The sequence below is a fragment of the Mesorhizobium sp. WSM4841 genome (assembly GCF_055811515.1).
The window spans coordinates 161,079-182,187 of record NZ_JBVVQC010000008.1; the positions used below are offsets into that span (position 1 = coordinate 161,079).

The following is a 21,109-nucleotide window of genomic DNA, read 5'->3' on the forward strand; positions in this document are numbered from 1 at the left end:
TATGCGGACCAGCCTGGAGGTTGCTGGATTATGGCAGATTTCGACTGCGAAGCACACGACAGTAGGTTGGGCGTTGTCGTCATGCCGCACCCGCTGCATTAAGCAATCCGAGAGAACCGCCTTGCTCCTCCAAGTCGCCTTCGACAAGCCTGAACACCTGGCCCTGCTCGCGCAGATGAAGGCGTTCGCCGACATTATCGAGATCGGCACGCCGTTGCTGAAACGCCTTGGCCTTTCCGCCATCGCCACGGCGCGCGAGCTCTGCCCTGAAGTCATTGTGTTGGCCGATACCAAAACCGTCGACGGCGGCCAGCTTGAGGCTGATATGGTTTTCGGCGCCGGTGCCGCATTCATGACGGTCCTGTCGTGTGCTTCGTCCGCCACGCATGAGGCAGTGGGAAGACGTGCCGCCGCCTTCGGCGCGACGGTCATCGTCGACACCATCACCGAGGCGGGCAAGGCAGAATTGCTTCCCTTGAATGCTGTCTTCCCCGAAAGCTTCGGCTACATCGCGGTCCACTCGCCAACCGATGCGCGGCTGGCGGGCAACACCTCCACGTCACATATCGACGCCGTGAGAAAGATGCATGATCGCGGCTTTCTGGTTTCGCTCGCCGGCGGGATCGGCCCCGACACGCTGGAAGCGGTGATCGCAGTCGAGCCTGAAATCCTGGTGGTTGGCAGCGCCATCACGGAATCCGCAAGTCCGAAAGAGGTAGCCCGATGGATTCGCGACAGATTGCCCAATCCAGGCCGTGGCTGGCCGTGGGACAGGAGATAACCGACGTTCTTGGCCGGATCGACACCGACGCCTTTGCAAGGCTGGTGCAGGCGTTCGACGACCCCGATCGGCGGTGGTTCTTTTCCGGGCAGGGACGCTCCGGCCTTGTCGCGCAAATGGGTGCGATGCGCTTCATGCATCTTGGCCGGATGGTGCATTTCGTCGGTGAGGTATCGGCGCCATCGATCCGCAAGGGCGATGCGTTGCTGATCGTATCCGGCTCCGGGGAGATGCCGGTCAGCACAGGCTTTGCCCGCATCGCCAAGGCGGAGGGCGCCAAGGTCGTTACGCTGACGCATAAGCCGGCCGGGACCCTGGCCGGCATTGCCGATGTGACGCTGCATGTCCCTGTCGGGGAATCGAAACAGTTTGGCGGCAGCCTGTTCGAGCAATCCTGCCTCATCCTGCTCGACAGCGTTGTGCTCGGCCTGGCGAAGCAGATACCCGACGCGCACAGACTGATGTTGCACCGCCACACCAACCTGCAGTGAAGCCCGTGCCGACGGTGGTGTGCACCGGTGACGCGGTGGAATTGCCCCAGGCAAGCTCTAGTTCCTCGGCGATCGGCAGCGAACGTCGATAATTCCCGTCAGTGGCAAATCGCAAACCTTGGAGGTTAGCCGAAACACCTCTCCACTTCGTCATCCCAGGGCGGAGCAAGGAGCGAAGCGACGCGGCACAGACCCTGGGATCCATTCCGTGACATCAGCCGAAGAATGCAGCGGCTCAGGATAAAAGCTGATCTGTAGTGATCCTTCGCGCCCCCCTGTGTCCTGCCCTCTTTGCCAAAAACTTGACATCTCCCCCACTTGGGGGGAGATCGGCCGTCACCACCGCCTTCGCGAACCGCCACTGTCGCAGGAGCGAGCGGTGCGCCAAAGCTGCCAATCTCCCCCCTTGTGGGCCCTTGTGGGGAGATGTCCGGCAGGACAGAGGGGGGCGCTGTCCCTCCGCCATCAAAGGTTCTGCACCGTCGTGACGCTCTGATGTCACGGAATGGATCCCAGGGTCTGCGCCGCGTCGCTTCGCTCCTTTCTCCGCCCTGGGATGACGAAGGCATGGGTGGCCTGTGGCTAATCCCCAGCGTCAGAGATGGTGGCTGCAGGCCGGCCGGCAGCGACCGTCAGTCAAAGAACCAAATCCCCTGTGCAGAACTAGCGGTCTCCGGTCGGCGCGCTCAAAACCATGCGCACCCTCGGGTCACGGGCATGCTTGGGTCGACATGCATTAGCCGGGAAGCCCGCTGGGCACCTCACCTTCCGTTACGGCAAGGCACTGGACTCGCTGCGCGATGCCGATATTGTGCTTGACGAGCGTTGGTGCCGTGCTCTGGCGACGGCAGCCGACGGGGAGATACCGGCGGCTTGGTTTTCGCAGGAACAAGTCCCGGTCAACACGGGAGGAAGTCTGATGAGAATTGGGGTCTTTCTGGCCGGCTTTTCGGCTTTTGCCGCGCTGGTTGGCGCGCCTGCCTTTGCCCAGGACAAGCCGTTTGCGGGAGTTACCGTGAACGTCATTACGCAGACCGGTGCGATTCAGGAGCCGCTGCAGAGGCGCGCGCCCGAGTTCGAAGCGCTCACCGGCGCCAAGATCAATGTCATCGCGGTGCCCTTCTCGGATCTCTATCAAAAGATCCTCACCGACTGGGCGAGCGGCACCAACTCGGTCGACGCCGGCGTGTTCGCCCCGCAATGGATGGTCGATTACATTGCCGGCGGCTACCTCGAGGACCTAACGCCGCGGGTCGAGGCCGACAAGGACATCCAGCAGGAGGATGTGGGCGCGTTCTTCCGGGACTTCTCCGAGAAGTACAGCGGCAAGACCTACATGATCACGCTCGATGGCGACTTCCACATGATGTACTACCGCAAGGACGTGCTGGAAGCGGCCGGCCTGGCGGTGCCGAAAACCTGGGACGAGTATCTCGAAGTCGCCAAGGTCACGCACGGCAAGGACATGAGCGGCGATGGCACGCCGGATTTCGGCTCGTGCATCGCCAAGAAGCGCAACGCGCAGAGCTACTGGTTCGTCACCGATGTGGTCGGCTCGATGACCCAGTCCAAGGGAACCAGCCAGGGCACCTTCTTCAACACCAAGGACATGACGCCGCTCGTCAACAACGACGCCTTCCGCAAGGCGCTCGACTTCCTGTCTGAATCGACCAAATACGGCCCGCCGGACGAGCTGAACCTCGACGTCAGCGATACAAGGCCGCTCTTCGCTTCCGGCCGCTGCGCGCTGAACCTCGACTGGGGTGATGTAGGCACGATCTCGATCGATCCGGCCCAGTCCAAGGTGATGGGCAAATGGGGCGCGGCGATCATGCCTGGATCCAAGGAGGTCCTGAACTGGGACACCGGCAAGCTCGAGGCCTGCACGGCCGATAACTGCCCGCACGCGATCGACGGCGTGAACCACGCACCATTCGCTGCCTTTGGCGGCTGGGGCGGCGGCATCAACGCGGCGGCCGATCCTAAGGTAAAGGACGCCGCCTACGCCTATTTCTCGTTCATGACGCAGCCGGCACAGTCGAACGCCGATGTGACCGTCGGCGGCACCGGCTTCAACCCGTATCGCACCTCGCAGCTCGGCTATAGCGACCTTTGGAAGAAGGCCAATATGAGCGAGGATGAGGCTAAAGTGTACCTGGGCGCGATCAACGACAGCATGAGCAGCCCGAACATGATCCTTGACCTGCGCATCCCACAAAATCAGAAATACCAGCAGGTCGTGCTCGACGAGGCGGTCTCGCGCTTCCTCGCCGGCGAAATCGACAAGGAAGCGACCGTCGCGGCGGTCGAGGAAGGCTGGAATGAGCTGAACGAAGAGATTGGCAAAGACAAGCAGCTCGAACTTTACAAGGCGACCATCGGCGCCAAATAGGCAGCCAAGCAATCGACCCGGCGTGGCATCGATCCGCGCCGGGTCTCATGCCTGCCCCACTTTCCCGGGTTATGATGACCGCAACCGACACTATGCCAGAAGCTGCCGACCGCCGCAGCTGGGCCGAATGGCTGGACGGTCACTCGGGCAGGATCATGGTGCTGCCAGCCGTCGTCGTGCTTCTCTGCTTCGCGATTTTTCCGCTCATCATCTCGGCCTATCTCGCGCTTTCGCGCTTTGCGCTCGCGCCGGGCGGATTCACGCTGAAATTCATCGGACTTGTGAACTTCCGCAAGCTGCTGGTCGGTTCGCAGCAGTATCACCTGCTCGGCAAGTTGGGCACGTTCGGCTTTGTCCAATCCGCAGTGCTGGCGTGGATCGCGGCAGGGCTGCTGTTTCTTCTCGCCCGCTATCTCTGGCGTGGCAGGCCGACCATCGCCGGTGTGGTTGGTCGCCTTCTCGCGACGGCAATGGCAATGGGCCTGGCGATCCTTGCGCTGGCCACCATGGCGCCGGGCGGCGTGCCAGGGACTGTCGTCAACACGCTTCTCTACGTGTTCGTCGGCGTTTCCGTGCAGTTCGCACTGGGGCTGGGCCTCGCACTCCTCTGCGGCCAACCTATCCGCGGCCGGAATTTCTTTCGCGTCCTCTTCTTCATCCCGCTGATGGTAACCCCGGTCGGCATCGCCTACACGTTTCGCATGCTCGCCGACATGCAGAAGGGACCCTTCGCCCCGCTCGTGCGCGCTTTCGGCATCAGCGAGTGGTCGTGGGCCACAGAGGCCTGGTCGGCGCGACTCATGGTGTTGGTCGGCGACACCTGGCAGTGCACGCCGTTCATGTTCATCGTGCTGCTGGCGGCCATTGAGAACCAGCCGCGCGATCAGGTCGAGGCGGCGCGGCTCGACGGAGCCAACGGCTTCCAGATTTTTCGCGACATAACTTGGCCAGCGATCGCGCCGATTGCCGCTACCGTCGTGCTGATCCGGCTTATCGAGGCTTTCAAGATCATCGACCTGCCGAACGTGCTCACCGGCGGCGGCCCTGGCCTGGCAACGGAATCAATGACGCTCCATTCCTTCATTTCCTGGCGCACTCAGGATCTCGGCGGCTCGGCCGCTGTCGGCTACATGCTCCTCTTCATCTCGACCATCGTATGCGTCTCGTTCTTCAACTTCGTGGTCCGGCCGGCGCGCCGGTTCGAAGCATGAGCGCCGACCCGCGCTCACTGGCGCGCCGGCTGTTCGAGCCGGCTTCGATCGACAGCCAGGCGCCGGTCGCCAGGGTCGTGACTTATGCGCTGCTGTTCCTGTGGGCGCTGGTCGTGGTGATTCCTCTCTACTGGGTGTTGATCACCTCCTTCAAGGGGCCTGGCGAGGTCGACAATGGGCCGTTCTATCTCCCGTTCGTCGACTTTGCCCCTTCGCTGCAGGCATGGGATTTCATGCTCGTGCAGAATTACACGCTGCGCCCTTATATGAATTCGGTCGTCGTCGCGGTGGCCAGCACGCTGCTCGCCGTCCTGATCGGCTCGCTGGCGGCCTACGCTCTCGTGCGTATCCGCTTTCAGGTGAAGCTCGCCGCCGTTGGAATCTTCCTGGCCCTGCTCACCGCAATCATCGTGGCGGTGGCCACTTTCGGCGTGCGGTGGGAGATTGCCATTGTCGTGGCGGCCGCTCTCTTCATCATTGCGCTGTTCACGCTCGTTGGACGCACGAAGCTTGCGGTCGGCAATAACGACATCGAGTTCTGGATCATCTCGAACCGCATCATGCCGCCGATCGTCGCCGTGTTGCCGATCTACGTGATGTTCCAGCAGATGCGCCTGCTTGACACACAGGTGGCGCTGATCGCCACCTACACCGCCATCAACTTGCCGATCGTCGTGTGGCTGACGCGCGATTTCTTCGCCGGCATCCCGCTCGACCTTGAGGAGAGCGCACAGATAGACGGAGCCTCCAAGTTCCGCGTGTTCTTCACCATCGCGCTGCCGCTGGTGCGGTCCGGCTTGGTCGCGACCTTCCTGCTGGTGCTGATCCTTGCCTGGAACGAGTATCTGCTGGCCCTCTTCCTTTCCAATGTCGATGCGCAGACGATGCCGGTACTGGTATCGGCACAGAACACGACGCGCGGGCCGCAATGGTGGAACATGTCGGTGTTGATCACCGTGATGATCGCCCCGGTGATCGTCATCTCCAGCATCCTGCAGAAGCACATCGCGCGCGGGCTGCTGGTCGGCGCAGTGAAGGGCTAGTCAATATGCGGGTCACCCTGTCCGATATCTACAAGTCCTTCGGCGCGGTCGAGGTGGTCAAGGGGCTCGACCTGGAGATCGAGGACGGCGAGTTCCTGGTGCTGCTCGGCCCTTCGGGCTGCGGCAAGACGACGGCGCTGCGCATGGTGGCCGGGCTTGAATCGGTGAGTTCCGGCCGCGTCCTCATTGGCGACCGCGACGTCACCCACGTGCTGCCCAAATATCGCGATGTGGCGATGGTGTTCCAGTCCTACGCGCTCTATCCGCACATGACCGTCGCGGAGAACATCGCATATCCGCTGAAGCTGCGGGGCGTGCCGCGAACCGAACGCGACGCCTCCGTCCGCAGCGCCGCCGTCAAGGTCCATCTTGAGGAGTTCCTTGACCGCTATCCGCGGCAGCTTTCCGGCGGTCAGCGGCAGCGCATCGCACTCGCCCGCGCCATGGTGCGGCGGCCGAGCGTCTTCCTGATGGACGAGCCGCTCTCCAATCTCGATGCCAAGCTGCGCGGCCACATGCGCTCGGAGCTGAAACGCCTGCAGGCCGATCTGGGCGTTACGACGATCTACGTCACCCACGACCAGATCGAGGCCATGACCCTGGCTCACCGTGTTGCCATCATGAACCGCGGCGTCGTGCAGCAGATCGCGACGCCCCGACAGATCTATGACGATCCGGCGAACCTGTTCGTCGCCGGCTTCATCGGCTCGCCGCCGATGAATTTTCTCCAGGGCGAGCTGGTCGAGGGGACCTTCGCCTGCGCGGAAGGACGATTTGCGACCAGCGTTGCCGAAAGCCGGAACAAGGTCACTGCCGGCATCCGGCCCGAGGATTGCCGGGTCACTGACCCATCTGGGGGCAAGATCGCGGCGCGGGTCTACGCTGTGGAACTGATCGGCGATCATACCTTGATCACCTGCCAGTTCGGTGGCGCCACCGTGACCGTGAAGGCCGATAAATCGGCGCATTACGATATGGATGAGCCGATCGGCATCACCTTCCAGGATACTGCCGTCTTTCTGTTCGATTCGGAAACCGGAGCCCGCATCGGCCGCGGCCGTGGACAGGCGGCCGCGTGACTCTCGCTAAAGCGCGTCGCGGCTGAATGGATTCAATGCGACGCGCTTTAAGTTCTTGTTTTTATGCATGTCGTTATCGCAAAACCGCTGCGCACTTTTGCGCGACATACATTAATTCTCCTCCACGAACACCTCTTCGCGCTTCTTCTTGACTGCCGGCAGGAAGACGATGACGAGGACGGCGAACGCGATGAAAAGCAGGCCGGCGCTGATCGGCCTCGTCACGAAGGTGGTCGGGTCGCCGCGCGCGAGAATCATGGCGCGGCGCAGGTTTTCCTCGAGCAGCGGCCCGAGCACGAAGCCGAGCAGCAGCGGCGCGGGTTCGCAGCGCAGCTTGGTAAGGAGATAACCGAGCAAGCCGAAGAAGGCGACGGCGTAGAGGTCGTAAATGTTGGTGTTGACGCTGTAAACGCCGATCGAGCAGAACGCCATGATGATCGGGAAGAGCACGTAATAGGGGATCGTCAGGAGTTTTACCCAAAGCCCGATCAGCGGCAGGTTCAAGATGATCAGCATCAGATTGCCGATCCACATCGAGGCGATAATGCCCCAAAACAGCGCCGGCTGTTCGATCGCGACATTGGGGCCGGGCACGATGCCCTGGATGATCATCGCGCCGATCATCAGCGCCATTACCGGGTTGGCCGGAATGCCGAGCGTCAGCATCGGGATGAAGGAGGTCTGCGCACCGGCATTGTTGGCCGATTCCGGTCCGGCGACGCCTTCGACGGCGCCCTTGCCGAATTCCCCGGGGTTTTTCGATATGCGTTTTTCGACCGTGTAGGAGGCAAAGGCTGCAAGGATCGCGCCGCCTCCAGGCAGGATGCCGAGCGCCGAACCGATGATGGTTCCGCGCACGATGGGCGCCGCCATGCGCCGAAAGTCCTCGCGGGTCGGCATCAGGCCGGAGACCCTTCGGATCATCACGGCGCGCTCGTGCTCGTTTTCGAGGTTGCGCAGTATCTCGGCGACGCCGAAGACGCCGACCGCCACCGCGACGAAATTCAGCCCGTCGGCATATTCGCTGATGCCGAGCGTGAAGCGCGGCGTGCCGGTGTAGATGTCGGTGCCGACAATGCCGAGCAGCAGGCCGAGCACGACCATCGCCAGCGCCTTGACAATCGAGCCGTGGGCGAGCGCGACGGACGAGACAAGGCCGACGATCATCAGCGAAAAATACTCGGCAGCGCCGAATTGCAGCGCGATCGCCGTCAGCGGCGGGGCAAAGATGGCGACGAGGAAGGTCGACACCGTGCCGGCGAAGAACGAGCCTATCGCCGCGATCGCGAGTGCCGCCCCGGCGCGGCCGTTCTTGGCCATCTGGTAGCCGTCGATTGCGGTGACGGCTGACGAGGATTCTCCAGGCATGTTGATGAGAATGGCGGTGGTCGAGCCGCCATATTGCGCGCCGTAATAGATGCCGGCGAGCATGATAAGGGAGGAGACCGGGTCGCCGATCTGGAAGGTGATCGGCAACAGCATGGCGATGGTCGCGGTGGCGCCGATGCCGGGCAGGACGCCGATCAGCGTGCCGAGAAGGACGCCGATCAGGCAGAAACCGAGATTTACCAGCGTCGTTGCCGTCGAAAAGCCGAGCGCGAGGTTGTCGAGGAGTTCCATGTTCATCGCCTCACAATGCCAGCCATGAAGGGAGCCACGGGCCGAAGCGCCGGAACGGCAGGCCGAGCGCGTAACTGAAGACGAGGAACGCAAACAGCGTCAGGCCGGCAGAGAGCACGAGCGCGGTCAGCGGCCGCATGCGGCCGCTGGCAAAGGATGCGATCAGCGCCGTCAGGAAGATCGAGGGGAGGAAGCCGAGGCCGCGCACGGTCAGGCCGAAGAAGATCGGGGCAGGGAGGATGAACAGCATGCCGCGCCAGGCTACATGGCCGATCGGCTCGCTCTCGAAGCGCACCGCTTCGACGAGGATGACGGCGCCAAGCAGGATCAGCACGATCGCCAGGACCAGCGGGAAATAGCCCGGTCCCATGCGGAAGGCGGTGCCGATTTCGAGGCCGAGCGACTGCAGCGCGAAAAATCCGCCGAGGAAGATGAACAGCGCGGCGCATATGCCGTTGGTCGTGTCGATCGTGAAAGGTTTCATGACGTCCTCCCAGGCCCGCGCCGCGGGCGCGCCGATGCCGGTGTGAAAAAAACGAGGCGCTGGTGGGCGCCCCGTTTGTGAAAACCTCAGTCAGCGTACTGGCCGGCGGCTTCGATGATCGGCTTCCAGCGCGTGATCTCGCCTTCCAGCTTGGCCTTCAGCGCGGCCGGTGTCGCGTCGGCGTCGGACGACGGCTTGGTGCCGAGTTCGGCGAAGCGGGCGGCGACATTCGGGTCCTTCAGCGCGACCTGAAGCGACTTCGACAGGCGTTCGGTGACCTCGGCCGGCGTGCCCTTGGGCGCGTAGAGGCCGTGCCAGATGCCGACCTGCACCTCAGGGAGACCGGCTTCCGTCGTCGTCGGGACATCCGGCAGAACATCGAGGCGTTCGGGCGAGGTGACGGCATAGGCCTTGATCGTGCCGCCCTGGATCTGCTTGGTGGTATTGGTCGTCTGATCGCACATGATGTCGACCTGACCGCCGAGAAGATCGGTCATGGCCGGGCCGGTGCCTTTGTAAGGCACGGTGACCAGAGGGGTGCCGATGGCGCTCATGAACAGCATGCCGCACAGATGCGAGGCCGCGCCTATGCCGGCGTTGGCGACGGTGACGGTATCCTTGTTGGCCTTGGCGTAGTCGACCAGCCCCTTCAGATCGGTCGGCTCGAGGTCCTTACGGCCGACGATGGTCATCGGCACCTCGGTAACGAGGCCGACATATTCGAAGCTGTTCAGCGTGTCGTATGCGAGCTTTCTGTATAGCGTCGCGCTTGTCGCCATGCCGATGTGATGGAGGAGCAGCGTATAGCCGTCGGGATCGGCTTGCGCGACGCGTCCGGCGCCCAGCGTGCCGCCGGCGCCGCCGACATTCTCGACGATGATCTGCTGGCCGAGATCCTTCGACATGGCTTCCGCGACGAGGCGCGTGACCGTGTCGGTCGGGCCGCCGGCCGAAAACGGCACCACGACGGTGATGGTGCGTTCGGGATAGGTTTGCGCCCCCGCGGCGAACGAATACAGCGTGACGGCTGCGGCGGCGGCCAGAGCGGCGGCGAATTTTCTCATCTTGATTTCCTCCCAGGATATGAATTCCCAACCGCTGCCTAGAGTACCTCTCAACAGCGGCTGTGGTGGAGTAATAACTAGCGCAAGCTAGCGGATTGCAATCGGTCGCAAACCGCAAACTGCGATTATGCACAGCCGTCCGCGCAAAATGGGTGAAAGTGACATCGAGCCGGAGGTGGGTTGCGGGTGCGGGTGCCTATGGTCGAAAACTGATGGCTGTCCGTTTGGCGAATATCGGTTGAGGGCTCTCTGTGCCCTTCTCCAGACTATGAGGTAGAAGTGGAGATCGGCTCGCCTGATACCGATCTGCGAATGGCATGTTCGACGCCGCGGAGTTCGGCCAATCCCTTGAGCCGACCGATGGCCGGATAGCCGGGCTGGGCTCCGCGCGTCAGGTCATCGAGGATATCCTGGCCATGGTCGGGGCGCATCGGGATGACGGCGTCCTGGCGTCCTTCCTTCTTACGCCGCGCTTCCTCGTGGAGCAGCGCGGCGACCACCGCCACCATGTCGGTGTCGCCGGCAAGATGCTCGTCCTCGTGGAACGAGCAGGGGGTGCCGGCCGCTTCAATGCGCACATTGCGCAGATGCGCGAAGTGGATTTTTGGTCCCATCCGCTCGATCATGCCGGGCAGATCATTATCCGGTCTTGCGCCGAGCGATCCCGTGCACAGTGTCGCGCCGTTGGCCGGGCTGTCGACTGACTCCAGAATGGACCTGTAGTCGGCCTCGGTCGACATGACGCGCGGCAGGCCCAGCAGCGGGAACGGCGGATCATCCGGATGGCAGCAGAGACGCAGGCCGAGGCGTTCGGCCGTGGGCACGACCTCCGCCAGGAAATCGACGAAATGCCGGCGCAGGGTTGTTGCGTCGATGCGGTCATAATTTGACAGTTGAGCCGCGAGACCGTCGAGAGACGTGTCTTCGGTCGAGCCGGGCAGACCGGAATTGACGCTTCTTGCCAGAATCTTCCGCGCACCGTCATCCATCTGCGCGTATCGCCGCTCCGCCTCGGAGGCGATCTCCGGTGTGTAGTCGCCGAGCGCCCCTTGGCGTTTCAGGATATGAATGTCGAATGCGGCGAAGTCGATCAGATCGAAGCGCATGGTGGTGCCGCCATGCGGCAGGCGCCAGGCAAGATCGGTGCGGGTCCAATCGAGCACGGGCATGAAATTGTAGCAGATGACCGAAATGCCGGCCCGCGCCAGGTTTTCCAGCGATGTAATGTAGTTGGCAATATGGCTGCGCCACTCGCCGACCTGCGTCTTGATCGCTTCGGAAACCGGCAGGCTCTCGACAATCTCCCAGTTCAGATCGCTTGCGCTTCCATCCGGCAAAGACGCGACTTCGCGCTGACGTCTTTCGATTTCGGCGGGCAGCCATACGGCGCCGTGAGGAACGTGGTGAAGCGCCGAGACGATGCCTTGCGCCCCGGCTTGACGCGCATCCGCGATCGTCACCTTGTCGACCGGGCCGAACCAACGCCACACATGTCTCATTCGAACACCTCTTTAAAAGGGAATCGCCATGCCGCTGCAGCACCCGCGCTTCCGCCGCCGTGACCGACCCGCTGCTCCTCTTTCAGCGGCTGCTATCAGATTCCGATGTATCTGACACCCCATCCTGCTCGGCCGGCCAACGGCGATGCACTGATGCTGATCCATCGACGCGAATGGCAATAAGCGGCTGCCTCAACGAACGCCAGCGCGAAATTCCCTGGCTAAAGCAGCGCTTCGTACAGATCCCCGATCTTTTCAACTTCGAAATCCGCTGCCCTGCTCTTCAGGATGGCGGCAGAAGTGGGGTGGTCCAGCATATCAGCCATCGTCTTTGCCAGGGCTGCGGCATCGCCAACCGGCACCAAGGCGCCGAAACGACCGTCACCGAGAATCTCGCGCGGGCCATGTGGCGCATCTGTGGCGACTACCGGGACGCCGGCAGCCATAGCCTCGACCAACACATTGCCGAAGCCCTCGCTCGTCGAGGAAAGGACGAACAGATCGGCTGCGGCATAGCAGGCCGCGGGGTCGTTGACGTAGCCGGCAAAGAGCACATCCGCGCCGATACCGGTTTCCTGGGCATAGGCGCGCAACTCGGCAGCCAACGGACCTTCGCCGAAGATGACAAGCCGAGCGCGGCGGCTGGCGCGCAGGATAGCGAAAGCCCGCAGCAAGGTCCGATGATCCTTGACCGGCACCAGGCGCCCGGCGGTGGCGATGACCGGGCCACCACCCATGGTCTCCAGCGTTGCCTGCCATGCATAGGAATCTTGCTGGAGCGCCGCAGCCGGCGGCAGCGGGTTGTTGATGACGACAACCTTGGATTGAGGAAAGCCGCGGGCCGCAATGTCGCGGCCGACACCCACTGAGACGGCGATGGCTTTGGTTGCACGCGCTGCAACCAGAGCGGAAAGCCAGACCGCTATTCTCGCGCCGAGGCTGCTGGAAGGCAGTGAGGCCGCTGCGTGGAAGCTTGGAAAGAACCGCGCTCGGCTTCGCGCTAGGAGAAGCGCCAGCGCCACGACCAGATTGGCAAATTCGGGGGCACTATAGACCGCATGGGGAGCAAGGCGGTTGAACAAACGTGCGCTTCGCACGATGCCTTTCAGCGTCGCCCACTTGCCGTAACCCTCTCCCCGGATGGGAAGGTCGAAATCGACCAGATGCACGGCAGGGGAGCGCAGCGCGGCGTTAGGTCCTTCCGCGTTCCAGGTAAAAAGTGTGACATCGTGCCCACGCGATGCCAATTCATTCGCCATGAGGACGAAGACACGCTCGGCGCCGCCGCCCCTGAGACTGGCAATATGAAAAACAATGCGCTTCGCCATGCCTGGATTCAGGCTCGGCTGACGTCGATGCCTGATCGGTTCGGCGGTTGACGCACGTCGCGCACTATTCCCATGGCAAGGGCAAGCAGCATGCCTAGAGCAAAGCCAGCGAAAGCTCCCAGGCCTGCCGTCAGCGGGGTGCGGGGCGGCCACGAGCGCCCCTTTGGCGGCACCGGGGTGGAAATCACCTGTACATTCGTGGTGTCGATCTGCTCGCGCTCGGTGATTTGGCGCGCGCGAGCCAGGAAGCTTTCATAGATCGTCCTCCTCGAGGCGGCATCGCGTTCAAGCTCACGCAGGGCGACCTGGGACTCGCTGTCGGTGAAAACATTGCTCTTCAGATCGTTCATTTTGGCGCTGAGAGAAGCCAATGAGGCGTTGGCCTTATCCAGGGTGGCTTTTGCCGTGCCGACCGTGCGGGAGAACTCTACCCTGAGTTGAGAACTGACGGTTTCGAATTCTGTCCTCAGCCTGACAATCGTCGGGTGGCGCGGACCAAAGGTCATGGACTGCGAATCGATTTGCTGCCGCAGGCCGTTTGCCTTGTCGCGCAGTGCTGCGAGTGCTGCCGAAACCGCGGGGTCAGGATTGGCTCCATTGACACCGGAAGCAACCAAGGCGTCGTAACTTGCCTGCGCAGCGATGACGCGCGATTGCGCCTCTCCAATTTCGCTATTGAGCTGCGTCATTGTCTGCGAACTGACAAGCTGGCCATTGCTGGAGGACAGGTTGTGGCTGCGCCTGTAGCTCTCGACCTTCTCTTCGGCCGCCTGCACGTCGCGCTTGAGTTGGCCGAGCCGGCCCTCAAGAGCAGCTGCGGCGCGGCTGGCACCAGCAGCTTCGGCCTTGGCCAGTTCGTCCTGGAAAACCTTTACTATGGCTTGCGAGATCAGGATCGCCTTGCCGGTGGTTTCTGCCGATACCGCGAGGGTTGTGACGAACGACGTTTCGTCTGCAGCGACGCTGACCCGCTCCGCAAGACTTTTTTGAGCAATAAGCTTCGGATCGAACTTGCCGCCATTCGCTGCAACGCCAGGCGTGGCGGCGCTCTGGTCCGGGTCGAAAAACTCCGGATCGTTGGTTAGACCGAGTTCGTCGACTACCCGTGCAAGCACGTTGCCCGAGGTCAAGATGCGCTGCTTGCTGCGCGCGTTGAGCAGTTGGCTATCGACCTGGCCCGGTTGCGAGTAGAGATCGTTTTCCACAACCTGCAAATTGGCGGGATTGATGAGGATTTCCGTCGTGACGGTATAACGCTGTTTGCTCAGCAACCCATAGGCGGCGCCGATGACGCCGCCGGCCACTGCCAGCATCAATGCCACGACGAGCCCGGCACGCAGCCAGACAAAAAGGCGTCGAAAATCGAGTTCAAGGAAATCGCCGATCTTGTCAAGCGTCACCGTCGGGACAGGCTCGGGTGTCTGCGGAGTGACAGGGGCGGGGGTGCGTGCCATGACTGGGGCATCCTGTTGCAGCCTTGCCCTGCTGGCGCGCCGCGCATTGGCGATCCGCTCGAGTGCGCTGATATCGGAATCCGCGGCAGAGGGAGGGGTTGTGCCGGAAGCGGCGGACATGGTGCTAACTCTGGTTATTCGCTTTGCGGGCCAGCACTACAGAAAGATCGTTAATATGTCATTTTCCAAGTTGGCATATTTTGCCGAGTCACGCACCGCGTCTGTTCGGCGGTCCCTTGCATGGATTTCGTTGGCCAGAATGCGGTTTGAGTACCTCCACTTGGATGGGCCATGAGCTATCCCGCTGCCGCATCGGAACGATTGTTGTCCAGCCAGGCGCGCCGTCAGAACGCGCTGTCGCTTCTGTTTTTCCTATGCGCTGCGTTCGCGTTCCTGCTCCGCTTCACGGTGTCACCGCAGATCATGAACATGGTCGTCGACTATACGGCCGACGGTGGATCATTCTACGAGAAACTGCATTTCGGCACCTATGCTATCTTTCTGCTGCTTCCTTTCGTTCTTTTCAGCCGACCGTTTCTGCTGCAGGGCGACGAAATTGGAATATTCAAGGCTTTGCTGCTCTATTCCGCGCTGATTTTCGCGCTGGTGCCGTATCTGTTCGTCACCGGCCGTGCGGGCTCCTCCGGGTTCATCATCGATACCTATCTGGTGGCGGGCGCCGCAGGCCTCTTGATGCTGGCCTTGAACGCGGAAGTGCGGCGGGCGTTGGGCGACATCGTGCTTGGAATGGTGATCGTCAGCGCCGTGATGGGCACGATCGAAGCGGTGACTCAACATCGATTTCTGCCTTATGGTCTCAACGAACTGCAGTTCAGGCCAATCGGCCTGTCGGCGCACCCGCTGGCACTGGGCGCGCTCTGCGCCACAGCCATCGGATTCGTGCCGCTGACGCGCTGGCGCATATGGGTGCGGGTACTGGCGATCTTCGTATTGCTCGTCGGTTGTGCTGCCTCAGGCGCTCGCGCCGCGCTGATGCTCGCTGCCGCAGAAACCCTCATTCTGCTGATGTTCGTGCCTTGGCCGCGCCTGACTCTCAAACATCAGCGGCAGGCCAAGTCCGTCGTGCTGCTGTTCGCCCTGGCGGGCGGCGCAGTGCTGGTGGCCATACTGTTTTCGGGCGGGCTGCTGAATCGATTCGGCAACACGATCTTTGACGAAAATTTCATGGCGCGTGTGACGATCTACCAGGTGTTCGGGCTCGTTAGCTGGAAAGACATCCTGTTCGGCATGAACGTCGACGACCTGCTGGCGATCGTCAACGAGAAGCTGCATCTGCCCTACATCGAGAGCGCGCCGGTGGTCATCATCATGCTCTTCGGCTTGCCCATAGCCGTGCTCTTCATCGTGCTGGTATTCTGGTTCATTTTTCGGCTGCTGCGCGCGGCGCCGCTGCCGGCATGGATCGGCACCATGACGTTCCTGCTTGCTGCGCTGTCGAACAACGCGCTCTCGTCAAAATCGCCGGAGATCGCGATCATCGTGGTGCTGCTGCTTGCCTATAGAAACGCGCCGTATAGAAAGCAGCCGAAGGGCATTTCTTCGGCCGCGGTTGCATCCGAGCCGAAACTGGATCGGCTCGACTAAGCGCAACCTCCGGACGCGTCAGCCGGCGCTATCCACAACCTCGACATTGCCTGCGCGATTAAGCGTGTGAATGCCCGTGCGGAGCCATGCCGGCCCCGGGCCGATCGGGCGGGGCGGCGCAAAACGGACGTCGAAATCGTCAAGCCGGTCCAGGCGCATCAACCCGAGACCGCCGCCATAGGCTCTCGACCCGTTTTGCACCGGCAGAACTACGGCGTCACCCTGGCGAATAAAGGCGCCGCCGGGCCGAGCGGCCGAGTGATCGACGGCGATGGGATTGAGCGCATGCGCAACCCACGGCCCGCGCAGCGAGGGTGAGGAATAGACCGTCATCGTATCCGACGCGCTGCCGTAACCGAACCGCTCCGTCCCCAACAGCCAGAAGCGCCCATCCGATTCGAGCAGCGTGGCGTCATTGAAATCCTTGTCCGTCATCAGCACGGTATCGCGTACCCAGCGATCGGGAAACTGCGCGGCGCGGTAGAGCACAAGCTCGCGCGCCGCCGCACTTTCAGGAATCATGAAAATCTCGCCGGCCTGAGCGAACACCTGCGGATACGACAGGTGGTGCATTTCCTCCAGCACCACCCTCGGCACACCGAAGGTGCCGTCGTCACCCAGTTCGGCGACAGAAATCACGCCGCGACCGATAGCGTAGGGAAATTCCTCGACAAACAGATAGTGGCGGCCATCCCGCTCGAGGACGAATGGATCGGCATAGAATCGCTGGCCATCGTCCGCGAGGACGGTGAACGGCGTACCGTCGAGTTGCCCGGTTTCGGCGACACCTGGCCCGTCGATCAGCCGATAGGCAACCTGCCAATAGAAGGGGCGCCGTCCAAGTCTGAGTTTTTGCACGGCGCGATCGACCAACCCCTTGCAGAAAATGGGCAGATAATGCCGGACAAAACCGCCGTTCCTGAGGATCGGCGCCGGGCCATCGGCAACTGGCACAACTTCGCCCGCGGAAAAACGGGCGACGCTTTGCGCAACCAGCGAGATGGCCCCGGCGAGCAGGTCGTTGCAGCTGCGAGATAGCCAGAGCCGATCGCTGAGCATCGGTCGCCCCCGGGCGACTGTGACACCATCGAGGCGAGCGGCAAGTTCCGGCAATCGCCCGCTCGCCAGCATCTCGGCCACCCCAGCGGGGAAGGTGCTGTGACCGCAAAATTCGAGCGTCAGAACCGGCGTGCCACGTCGTGCGGCAGTGCCGGTGAGATCGATTACGAGGTCGGCTGGACCAGAACCGCCAGACGGCAACGGCTCGGAGCGGCTTGCCAATGAGGGACCGAAGCGCCGGCTCTCGATCGCCAGCACAATATCCAGGCCGCGTGCGAGCGGCGCAGGCGTCGCCGCGCGGCTGCTCGAAACCACGTGACCCGCTGCGTTCAACCGCACCAGAAGCTCATTTTCCCAGCGCCGAGATCCGGCAGTGTGGCCGATAATTAAAATATTACTCAATCGAATATGTTCTTTTTCAAGACTACTCTGCCAGGATACCTATCGGCTTAGGCTTTCATAAGAGTTACTGGGGAGAACGCGGGCTTGGCTGTTAATCATATATTAAGATTTAAGGTCACGAGGGCGGCTTCTGCCGCTATTATAGCTCTTGTAGCGAATAATCAGCAGGTCGCGACGCCTTCCAGCGACCAGGATCAGCAATGAACGTCCTTTCACATCCGAAACTGCCATCCAGGCAAAAACTGCTGATCGTGTTCGGCACGAGGCCGGAGGCGCTCAAATGCTTTCCGGTGGTGCGTGCCGCACTTGCCCATCCGGGTTTTATTACCGAGACATGCATCACCGGCCAGCATCGCGAGATGGTCGACCAGGTCATCGAGTTGACCGGCCTGCCGGTGCATCACGATCTCAACGTCATGCAGCCCGGCCAGACATTGTTCGACGTGACCTCGCGCGTGCTGCTGGGCATGGCCGAAGTGCTGGAGAAGGCGAAGCCCGATATCGTCCTCGTGCAAGGCGACACGACCACGGCGATGACTGCGGCTCTGGCTGCCTTCTACAAGCGCATCCCGGTCGCCCATATCGAGGCAGGTTTACGCAGCCACGACATCAACTCTCCCTTTCCGGAAGAACTGAACCGCAAGATTGCCGGCGACATCGCGAGCTGGCATTTCGCGCCGACCATCCAGGCGCGCGACAATCTCATCGCCGAAGGAAAGGCTGCGAGCACCATCTTCGTGACCGGCAATACGGTGATCGACACGCTGTTGCATTTTTCCGGCGCAATCGACGCCGACAAGCTGATGAGGGCAAAACTCGCCGCCCGCTTCCCGTTCCTCGATCCCGCCAAGAAAATGATCCTCGTCACCGGACATCGCCGTGAGAATTTCGACGGCGGTATCCATCGTATCTGTACGGCACTGAAGGGGTTGGCGATGCGCGAGGACGTGCAGATCGTCTATCCGGTCCATCCCAACCCCAATGTGCGTTCGGTGGTAAACGCAGAACTGGGCGGCGTGTCGAACATCCATCTCGTCGACCCGCAGGATTATCTGCCGTTCCTGTACCTGCAGAAGCAGAGCTATCTGGTGCTGACCGACAGCGGCGGCGTGCAGGAAGAGGCGCCTTCGCTTGGCAAGCCGGTGCTGGTGATGCGCGAGAATACCGAGCGGCCCGAGGGAATCGCGGCGGGCACCGCCCGTCTCGTCGGCACCGATATCCAAAAAATCCTGTTGAATGCCAACAGCCTGCTCGACGATCAGGCGGCCTATCGCGGCATGGCGGAACGACACAACCCGTATGGCGATGGCCGGGCCGGTAACCGGATCGTTGAGGAACTGCTGCATCATGGCTGAGATCAAGACCGTTTCCGTTATCGGCATGGGCTATATCGGCCTGCCGACCTGTGCCATCTTCGCCAGTCGCGGGCTCGACGTCATAGGTGTCGACGTCAACGAAGCGGTGGTCGAGAAGGTCAATCGCGGCGAAATCCACATCGTCGAGCCGGACCTCGATGGTTTGATCCAGAAGGTTGTAGCCAACGGCAAGCTTAGGGCTTTCAGTACGCCGCAGCCGGCGGACGCCTTTATCATCGCAGTGCCGACCCCGATGACCGAGGACCACAAGCCTGACGTGAGCTATGTGCTCGCGGCGGCACGAAGCATCGCCTCGGTGCTGAAGCGGGGAGACCTTGTGGTGCTGGAATCGACATCGCCGGTCGGCACGACGCGCATCATGACGGGGCTGCTTGCCGAGTTGCGGCCCGATCTCAAATTTCCTCTGGTGCATGGCGAACAGGCCGATGTCCTGGTCGCCTATTCGCCCGAGCGCGTGTTGCCGGGAAAGGTCCTTACCGAGCTGATCAACAACGATCGCTCGATCGGCGGACTGTCGCGCAAGTCGTCGGAACGCACCGCGGCACTCTATTCAACCTTTGTTGCCGGCGACCTGTTCACGACCCGGGCCGAAAGCGCGGAACTGGTGAAGCTGACCGAGAACGCGTTCCGCGACGTCAATATCGCCTTTGCCAACGAACTTGCGGCAGTGTGCCAGGATCTGTCGCTCAACGTCTGGGAGGTGATCGATCTGGCTAACCGGCATCCCCGCGTGAACATCCTCCAGCCGAGCCCGGGCGTCGGCGGCCACTGCATTGCGGTCGACCCATATTTTATCATCGACGCCGCGCCTAACAGCACACGGCTGATGGCTTCGGCACGCCGGATCAATTCCGAGCGTCCCTTGTCGGTGGTCAGGGACATAGAAGCCTTGCTCGACCCTTCCCGCAAGCAGACGATCGCTTGCCTTGGCCTCAGCTTCAAACCCAATATCGACGATATGCGCGAGAGCCCGGCCGTCGAGGTGGTGAAGCTTTTGTCAGATATTCCCAACCTGAAGATCATTGCGGCCGAACCAAACGCACACAGGCTGCCGCATGAGCTCGAGGGCAAGGGCATCGTCTTCACCGATGCGCTTTCCGCTATCGACCGGTGCGATATCGTCGTCCTGCTGGTCGACCATCGGCAGTTCAATCTGGTTGATCCCGAAGCGCTCAAGGACAAGAAGCTCATCGACACAAGGGGTTTGTGGACCTGGCGCAAGGCACGCAAGCCCGACGCCCGCATCGAAGGCAGGAAATCAGCGCTCGAACACCTGGCGCTTCCTGCAAGTGCAGAGGAGGCCGCATGAACGCGCACGACCCGGCATGGGCGCAGCATCGCGTGTTGGCGTCACGGCGCCGGGAATTCCTTGGCGCGCCGATCCATGCACTGACCATGGCCGAGACGCTGGCCATCGCCGATGAGGCGATGACCCTGCGGCGGCCGCTGCATCATGTGGTGGTGAATGTCGCCAAGCTTGTGAACATGCGCAACAATACCGAGCTGCGGGAAGATGTTGCGACGGCGGATGTGATTAACGTCGACGGCATCGGCGTGCTTTGGGGCGCGCGTCTTTGCGGGGTCGCGCTGCCGGAGCGGGTCGCCGGCGTCGACATCATGATCAATCTGCTGAGCCTCTGCGCGAAGCGTGGCTTCAGGCCCTTCCTCCTGGGCGCCGAACAATCCGTTCTCGATGCGGTTAGAGTGCGGCTTGCCAGGGATCATCCGGGCATCGTCGTCGCTGGCATGCGCAATGGCTATTTCAAGCCGGAAGACGAGGCCGGCATCGTCGAGGCGATCAACGCCTCGGGCGCCGACTGCCTGTTGGTGGCGATGCCGACGCCGCGCAAGGAGCGCTTTCTCAAGCGCTATCGTAACGAACTCACCCCGAGTTTCGTCATGGGCGTGGGCGGCAGTTTCGACGTCTATGGCGGCAAGGTTGCCCGGGCGCCAAAACTGGTTCAGGCGGCCGGTCTGGAGTGGTTGTTTCGCGTGGCACAGGAGCCGCGACGCTTGTGGCGCCGCTACTATGACACCAACACGGCCTACGCAACGCTGCTGTGCCGGGAGTTATGGGGCCGTCGGGGGCGCCGAAAGGTCGATCTATAAGGAGCGATTGCCCCAACAAACAGGGCGCCCGGCCTGGGGCTACAGCATCGGTCCGAATTCGGAATCGCTTTCCAGGACTACGGCACGGCAAATTCAAAATGCCATCGCGGGT

At 62.0% G+C, this 21,109-nt stretch carries 17 protein-coding genes; 10 read left to right on the top strand and 7 right to left on the bottom strand.

The features are described from left to right. Nucleotide 1 precedes the first annotated feature (1 nt). From AC0L14_RS12530 to AC0L14_RS12555, 6 genes are all read left to right on the top strand, one after another. Nucleotides 2-781: an orotidine 5'-phosphate decarboxylase / HUMPS family protein gene (locus AC0L14_RS12530; RefSeq protein ID WP_473749655.1), complete on the top strand. Its 780-nt coding sequence runs from the start codon at nt 2-4 to the stop codon at nt 779-781. Further along, on the top strand, nt 766-1,272 hold the full coding sequence (locus AC0L14_RS12535) for an SIS domain-containing protein (protein ID WP_473749656.1): 507 nt from the start codon (nt 766-768) through the stop codon (nt 1,270-1,272). Before AC0L14_RS12530 ends, AC0L14_RS12535 begins: the two co-directional genes overlap by 16 nt. 919 nt (nt 1,273-2,191) lie before the next feature. After that, nucleotides 2,192-3,664 carry an ABC transporter substrate-binding protein gene (locus AC0L14_RS12540; protein ID WP_473749657.1) on the top strand — a complete coding sequence of 491 codons (1,473 nt, stop codon included), beginning with the start codon at nt 2,192-2,194 and terminating at the stop codon, nt 3,662-3,664. A 92-nt stretch (nt 3,665-3,756) separates the two neighbouring features. Continuing rightward, entirely contained in the window at nt 3,757-4,875 is a 1,119-nt protein-coding gene (locus AC0L14_RS12545) for a carbohydrate ABC transporter permease (RefSeq protein ID WP_473749658.1), read from the top strand. Beyond that, a complete protein-coding gene (locus AC0L14_RS12550; protein WP_473526859.1) occupies nt 4,872-5,918 on the top strand; it encodes a carbohydrate ABC transporter permease in 1,047 nt (348 codons plus the stop codon). Before AC0L14_RS12545 ends, AC0L14_RS12550 begins: the two co-directional genes overlap by 4 nt. A 5-nt stretch (nt 5,919-5,923) precedes the next feature. Next, nucleotides 5,924-6,997, top strand: coding sequence for an ABC transporter ATP-binding protein (locus AC0L14_RS12555; RefSeq protein WP_473526860.1), 1,074 nt, complete (start codon nt 5,924-5,926; stop codon nt 6,995-6,997). A gap of 111 nt (nt 6,998-7,108) precedes the next feature. Here the strand turns inward: AC0L14_RS12555 and AC0L14_RS12560 are convergent, their stop codons facing one another. From AC0L14_RS12560 to AC0L14_RS12585, 6 genes are all read right to left on the bottom strand, one after another. Then, nucleotides 7,109-8,617, bottom strand: coding sequence for a tripartite tricarboxylate transporter permease (locus tag AC0L14_RS12560; RefSeq protein WP_473749659.1), 1,509 nt, complete (start codon nt 8,615-8,617; stop codon nt 7,109-7,111). A 10-nt stretch (nt 8,618-8,627) separates the two neighbouring features. Then, the gene (locus AC0L14_RS12565; RefSeq protein WP_473526862.1) at nt 8,628-9,101 is read right to left on the bottom strand and encodes a tripartite tricarboxylate transporter TctB family protein; all 474 of its coding nucleotides are present in this window, start codon (nt 9,099-9,101) and stop codon (nt 8,628-8,630) included. An 86-nt stretch (nt 9,102-9,187) separates the two neighbouring features. Beyond that, on the bottom strand, nt 9,188-10,165 hold the full coding sequence (locus tag AC0L14_RS12570) for a tripartite tricarboxylate transporter substrate-binding protein (protein WP_473526863.1): 978 nt from the start codon (nt 10,163-10,165) through the stop codon (nt 9,188-9,190). A 266-nt stretch (nt 10,166-10,431) separates the two neighbouring features. Continuing rightward, nucleotides 10,432-11,664 carry a mannonate dehydratase gene (gene uxuA, locus AC0L14_RS12575; RefSeq protein WP_473749660.1) on the bottom strand — a complete coding sequence of 411 codons (1,233 nt, stop codon included), beginning with the start codon at nt 11,662-11,664 and terminating at the stop codon, nt 10,432-10,434. Nucleotides 11,665-11,885: 221 nt separating this feature from the next. After that, nucleotides 11,886-12,992, bottom strand: a complete 1,107-nt coding sequence (locus tag AC0L14_RS12580; RefSeq protein WP_473749661.1) for a glycosyltransferase — start codon at nt 12,990-12,992, stop codon at nt 11,886-11,888. Between the two features lie 8 nt (nt 12,993-13,000). Next, nucleotides 13,001-14,566, bottom strand: coding sequence for a GumC family protein (locus AC0L14_RS12585; protein WP_473749663.1), 1,566 nt, complete (start codon nt 14,564-14,566; stop codon nt 13,001-13,003). 171 nt (nt 14,567-14,737) lie between these two features. Between AC0L14_RS12585 and AC0L14_RS12590 the strand changes: the two genes are divergently transcribed. Then, the gene (locus AC0L14_RS12590) at nt 14,738-16,051 is read left to right on the top strand and encodes a VpsF family polysaccharide biosynthesis protein (protein WP_473526867.1); all 1,314 of its coding nucleotides are present in this window, start codon (nt 14,738-14,740) and stop codon (nt 16,049-16,051) included. Between the two features lie 18 nt (nt 16,052-16,069). Here AC0L14_RS12590 and AC0L14_RS12595 read toward each other — a convergent pair whose 3' ends face one another. After that, nucleotides 16,070-17,449, bottom strand: a complete 1,380-nt coding sequence (locus AC0L14_RS12595; RefSeq protein ID WP_473485534.1) for a glucosamine inositolphosphorylceramide transferase family protein — start codon at nt 17,447-17,449, stop codon at nt 16,070-16,072. Nucleotides 17,450-17,712: 263 nt separating this feature from the next. On the opposite strand from AC0L14_RS12595, the gene wecB reads away from it, so the two are divergent. The 3 genes from wecB to AC0L14_RS12610 all read left to right on the top strand — a co-directional run bounded on the left by wecB (nt 17,713) and on the right by AC0L14_RS12610 (nt 20,997). Beyond that, the gene (gene wecB, locus AC0L14_RS12600; protein ID WP_473526868.1) at nt 17,713-18,867 is read left to right on the top strand and encodes a non-hydrolyzing UDP-N-acetylglucosamine 2-epimerase; all 1,155 of its coding nucleotides are present in this window, start codon (nt 17,713-17,715) and stop codon (nt 18,865-18,867) included. Continuing rightward, the gene (wecC, locus tag AC0L14_RS12605) at nt 18,860-20,197 is read left to right on the top strand and encodes a UDP-N-acetyl-D-mannosamine dehydrogenase (protein WP_473526869.1); all 1,338 of its coding nucleotides are present in this window, start codon (nt 18,860-18,862) and stop codon (nt 20,195-20,197) included. Before wecB ends, wecC begins: the two co-directional genes overlap by 8 nt. A gap of 86 nt (nt 20,198-20,283) precedes the next feature. Beyond that, nucleotides 20,284-20,997 (top strand): WecB/TagA/CpsF family glycosyltransferase, encoded by a 714-nt coding sequence (locus AC0L14_RS12610; RefSeq protein WP_473749666.1) that lies wholly within the window; start codon nt 20,284-20,286, stop codon nt 20,995-20,997. The last annotated feature ends 112 nt before the right edge of the window (nt 20,998-21,109 follow it).